Raw genomic sequence first — 5,180 nt, 5'->3', positions numbered from 1 at the left:
GACAACTCCTCCACGGACGACAGCGTCGAGGTCGCGAAGTCCTTCGGGTACCCCGTCATCTCGCTGCCGAACGTCGGCTTCGGCAAGGCGATCAACGCCGCGGCGGACACCCTCCCCGACGCTGACGCCTACTTCCTCCTCAACCCCGACTGCCACATCACCCCCGAGTCCTTCACGCACCTCGTGGAGGCCCTGCGGGTCGACTCGAAGCTGGGGGTGGTCGCGCCGCTCATGCGCTACCCCGACGGGCGTTTCGGGATCTCGGCCGGGCCCGAGCCGAGCATCGCGAAGGAATGGCTGGCGGCGCTGAAGGTCGACCATCTCGTGCCGAGGCGCCTGAAGCAGTACCTGGCTCGCGCGACACCCTTGCGCAAGAAGTTCCAGATGCTCGAGTATCTCGACGTCGAGCCGACCGGCGAGGTGCGCCAGGCTGCCTGGGTGAGTGGCTTCTGCATGCTCGTACGAGGTGATGCCTTCCGCTCCATCGATGGATTCGACCCTGGCTTCTTCCTCTACTTCGAGGACGTCGACCTGTGCACGCGGCTGCACGCCGCCGGCTGGGGCGTCGCGTCGGTCGGGACGAGCGTCGCCGAACACAAGGAGAGCACCAGCACCGCCGCGGTCGGTAAGAACAACCTGTACCGGTCCGGCATGTACGTCTATTTCTCGAAACATGGCACGCGGGGTCAGCGACTCCTCGCGTCAGCCCTGAGGAGGCTGCCGATTTGAAGATTCTATTCGTAGCGCCATGGATCCCGGCATCGGTTCGTCCGCGCAGCCTTGTGATCATGGAGATGCTCGCCGCCGAGCATGATGTCCGCTTCCTGGGGCTGGTACAAGACGAGGAAGAGGCGCGGCTGGCGGAGTTGCTGCCGGTCGAGCACCGCACCCTCATCCCCAACCCGCGGGTCGGTTCCATGCTGCGCTCCGCGCGAGCACTTGGCACCGGGGTCTCGTTGCAGACCGGGTATGCGAGCCCGAAGGCGCTCACCGACGCGCTCCGGCGGGAGTTGGACGACTTCCAGCCGGACGTCGTGCACCTCAACGTCTTCCGTACCGTGCACCTGGTCGAGGCCTGTGGCTCGACGCCGGTCATCATCGACCTGGACGAGTTCCGCAGCGAGTACTACGAGCAACTGGCCTCGCACGGGCCCAGCCCCGCGTGGCGAGCGTTGGGTCGCCTGGAGGCGCCCCGGATGCGGGCCCGCGAGGAGAAGCTGGTCAGCATGGGGGTTCCCCTGATGCTCTCCGCTCCGTCGCTGCCCGGCCAGGAGCGGCCCAACACCTTCCTGGTCAGAAGCCCCTGCGACTTCTCCGTCCAGCGGCAGGAGGGCCCGATCGCACCGACGGTCCTGTTCGTCGGTCGGCTCAGCTACGAGGCGAACGTCAACGGCCTCATGTGGTTCGCGCGCGAGTGCTGGCAGGGTATCCGCGACGCCGTCCCGGACGCCCGGCTCCGGATCGTCGGCACGGACCCGCCCAAGGCCGTCCAGGAACTGGTCGGAAACGGCATCGAGCTCCACGCCAACGCCCCCGCGGTCGAGCCGTACTACGCGGATGCTGCCGTCGCCATCGCACCGATCTTCCGGGGCACCGGCGTCCAGCTGAAGCTCATCCAGGCGATGTCGGCTGGAGTTCCCAGCGTGACGACGAGCATGGTGGCCGACCGCGCGGGTGTGGCGGACGGTGTCCACGTCCGCGTCGCCGACGACAGGGCCGGCTGGATCGCGGCGGTCAGCGGGCTGCTGTCCGCGCCGGAGACCGCCGCGCGACTCGCCGCCAACGGACGGGAGTGGGTCGTGGCGCATCACAGCTCCGCGGCGGTCCGCCGGCAGTTGCAGGCGGCGTACACCTCGGTCTCCACGCGAGCGGAAATGGACGCCGCACCCGGCCGGTGAGCCGACTCGGCGGATGTCGGACAACGGTGCTGCGCGCCGGCGGGCCCTGACCCGCCGGCGCGCAGTGTCAGCCGGCCGCGACCGAGCGGTGAGGCGGGCCGCCCGCTTGAGTGGCCGATGTCGCTGTCTCGCCGTCAATTGGCCCGAACGGCTGAGCCCTCGGTCGCCCCCATCGGCGAGGATGGGCTGCGCTTTGCCGAGAGGCAACGCCGTTCACGTCGACTGTGGACGCTCACGTATCCCACGGGGAGTTGCACGTGTTCCAAGTTCGCCGAGGTGGCCGGTCGGTCGTGGCCGGGCTCGCCCTCGCCGCGGTCGCGACCGCCGCAAGCATGTTCGGCACCGGTGCCGCATACGCCGGCCCGCCGGACGACAAGAGGGTTCCGGGGATCCTGGGGGCCGCCGACAAGGGCGCCATCAAGGACAGTTACATCGTGGTGTTCAAGGACACCAAGGCCACGCCGGCCGAGGTCGGTGCCAGCGCTACGGCTCTCACCAAGCGGTACGGCGGCGCCGTGTCGCGCACGTACACGCGGACGATCCGGGGCTTCTCCGCCCGGATGAATGAGGCGCAGGCCAAGAGGCTGGCCGCCAGCCCCGAGGTGGCGTACGTCGAGCAGAACCGGAAGGTGTCGAAGAGCGACACCCAGCTGAACACGCCATCGTGGGGGCTGGACCGGCTGGACCAGATCTTCGCGCCGCTGAACAACCGGTACACGTATCCGAACACGGCCAGCAACGTGCACGCGTACGTCCTGGACAGTGGCATCCGCGTCACGCACCAGGAGTTCGGTGGGCGTGCCAGCCACGGCTACGACTTCATCGACAACGACCCGATCGCGGACGACTGCGACGGGCACGGCACGCACGTCGCCGGCACCATCGGCGGCACCAACTACGGCGTGGCCAAGGCCGTCCAGCTGGTGGGCGTGCGGGTGCTCGACTGCACCGGCAGCGGCTCGTACGAGGGTGTCATCGCCGGCATCGAGTGGGTGACCGCGAACGCGGTCAAGCCGGCGGTGGCGAACATGAGCCTCGGCGGTGAGTCCAGCGCCGTGGTCGACGCGGCGGTGGAGGCCTCCATCGCCTCCGGCGTCACGTACGCGGTCGCCGCTGGCAACAGCGGGCAAGACGCCTGCCTGTACTCGCCGGCGGGCGCCCCCTCGGCGATCACCGTGGGCGCCACGGACGAGGTCGACTTCCGCGCGTCGTTCTCCAACTTCGGGACCTGCGTGGACGTCCACGCCCCGGGGCACCACATCCCGTCGTCGGTGGCGACCAGCGACACCGCGATCGACAAGTACAGCGGCACGTCGATGGCCAGCCCGCACGTCGCCGGCGCCGCCGCGCTGCTGCTGTCGGCGAACCCGGCCTGGACGCCGACGCAGGTGCGCAACGTCATCGTCTACGGCGGCACCCGACGGGTCGTGCGGAACACGGCCGCCTGGAACACCAGCGACGTGATGCTGCGCATCGGCACCACCGCCGTGCCGCAGGTCACCGGCCTGCGGTCCCTGACCAACGGCAAGAACGTCTCGGTCGGTCCCGGCGGCACCCTGCCGCTGACCCCGACCCAGCCGATGAACCAGATGGGCGACTCGGAGAAGTTCACCGTGGTCGACGCCGGCAGCGGCTACATCGCGTTCGGGTCCTGGGCCAGCGGCAAGTACGTCACCGCCACCTCCGGTGGCACCAGCGCGCTGTACGCCAACAGCAGCACCATCACCGACGCCCAGCGCTTCCAGGTCGTCATGAACGGCGACGGCACCGTCAGCCTGATCGCCAAGATCAACGGCAAGTACGTCACCGCCCCGTCCAACGGCACCGTGCCACTCATCAACAACGCCACCACCATCGGCGGGCCCGAGAAGTTCATCTGGGCCTCACCGTCCGCGGTGGTCGTGCTCCGCGCGGCCGTCAACAGCAAGTTCGTCACCGCGGCGGAGGCCGGCAGGAGCGCCCTGATCGCCAACTCCACCGTGACCACCGACTGGCAGAAGTTCGACATGCTCGACATGGGCGGCGACGCCGTCGCGCTGCGGTCCCACGTCAACCGGCGCTACGTCACCGCTCCCTCGGGCGGCACCCAGCCGCTCATCGCCAGCGCCACCGCGATCGGCACGGCTGAGTCGTTCTACCTCTACCACTGGGGTGACGGCAGCCTGGTGTTCCAGTCGCAGACCAACTACAACGTGGTGCAGGCACCGAACAGCGGCAACTCGCCGCTGATCGCCAACTTGGATCCGTCCACGGACGAGCTGGGCCCCTCGACGATGTTCACCTACGAGGTCCTGAAGGTCGGCTGAGCACCAGCGCCTGAGCCGGCGTCCTGACGCGGCAGGTTCAGTGGGCCGCCGAGACACGCGCGATGCGCGTCTCGGCGGCCCACCCGCGTCATGGCTCGGATCGGCCACCGGCAGCGAAGCTCCGACTCCGACAGGTCCGGCTGGGGTGCCGAGCCCCGGGGTTCGACCGTGTCCTCGGCGTCGCATACATTTGCTGGCATGGCCGACGACCTCGCGTTGCTCCTTCGCCGCGCGGGCTTCGGTCCCACCCACTCCGAGCTCACCGCGGCAAGGAAGGCAGGGTACGAGGCAACCGTCGCTGCCCTGACCGCACCGACAGCGCCGGACGTGGGCGCCCTGCAGGCTCCCATTCCCGACATCGGCCCGGACCCCTTCGCCCGGTTGCCGAATCCCACCCCCAGCCAGCGGAGCAAGGGGGATGAGGAGCGCCGGGAGCAGACGAAGCGGATCACCCAGTGGTGGCTGGACCGTCTCACGGTCGCAGACCACCAGACCCGCGAGAAGCTGTGGTTCTTCTGGCACGGGCACTGGGCCACCTCGGTCCGGAAGGTGATCCGTCCACAGTTGATGCTCGTGCAGCACAGGAACCTGCGTAGCTCGCTCGACTTCGCGGTGATGGCACGTCGGATGATCATCGACCCTGCGCTCATCTACTGGCTCGACGGCCAACTCAACACACGCACCGCCCCCAACGAGAATCTGGGCCGCGAGTTGCTGGAACTCTTCATGTTCGGCATCGGCAGGTACACCGAACGGGACGTGAAGGAGGCGGGCCGTGCGCTGACCGGTTGGAAGATCGACTACGACCGGGGTCGTGCGTACTTCAGTCCGGCCTCGCACGACGACGGAATGAAGAGCATCCTCGGCGTGACGAGGAACTTCGACGCGCATTCGCTCGTGGATCTCCTGCTCAGGCACGAAACGTGCCCGCGCTTCATCGCCGAGCGGCTGTGGTTCCGCTACGCCTCGTCGAACG

Annotated in this window: 4 protein-coding genes; all 4 read left to right on the top strand. The window is 68.7% G+C overall.

Annotated features, from left to right (window positions below; translation table 11 throughout):
* Positions 1 to 729, top strand: a 729-nt coding sequence (locus AB0I76_RS21990) for a glycosyltransferase family 2 protein (protein WP_357038464.1), incomplete at its 5' end; no start/stop codon positions are given.
* 59 nt (positions 730 to 788) lie between these two features.
* Positions 789 to 1,898, top strand: a complete 1,110-nt coding sequence (locus AB0I76_RS21985; protein ID WP_357038461.1) for a glycosyltransferase family 4 protein — start codon at positions 789 to 791, stop codon at positions 1,896 to 1,898.
* 257 nt (positions 1,899 to 2,155) lie between these two features.
* Positions 2,156 to 4,204: a S8 family serine peptidase gene (locus tag AB0I76_RS21980; protein ID WP_357038458.1), complete on the top strand. Its 2,049-nt coding sequence runs from the start codon at positions 2,156 to 2,158 to the stop codon at positions 4,202 to 4,204.
* A gap of 198 nt (positions 4,205 to 4,402) precedes the next feature.
* A partial coding sequence (locus AB0I76_RS21975; protein WP_357038455.1) for a DUF1800 family protein occupies positions 4,403 to 5,180 on the top strand: 778 nt, incomplete at its 3' end.

The organism is Micromonospora sp. NPDC049799 (genome assembly GCF_040656655.1).
GTDB lineage: Bacteria > Actinomycetota > Actinomycetes > Mycobacteriales > Micromonosporaceae > Micromonospora.
This window is presented reverse-complemented; position numbering and strand designations above follow the sequence as displayed.

What these genes read in the sequence shown, in the direction of transcription:
- AB0I76_RS21985 (WP_357038461.1), top strand. Translation starts at nt 789, where the DNA reads ATGGAGATGCTCGCCGCCGAGCATGATGTCCGCTTCCTGGGGCTGGTA.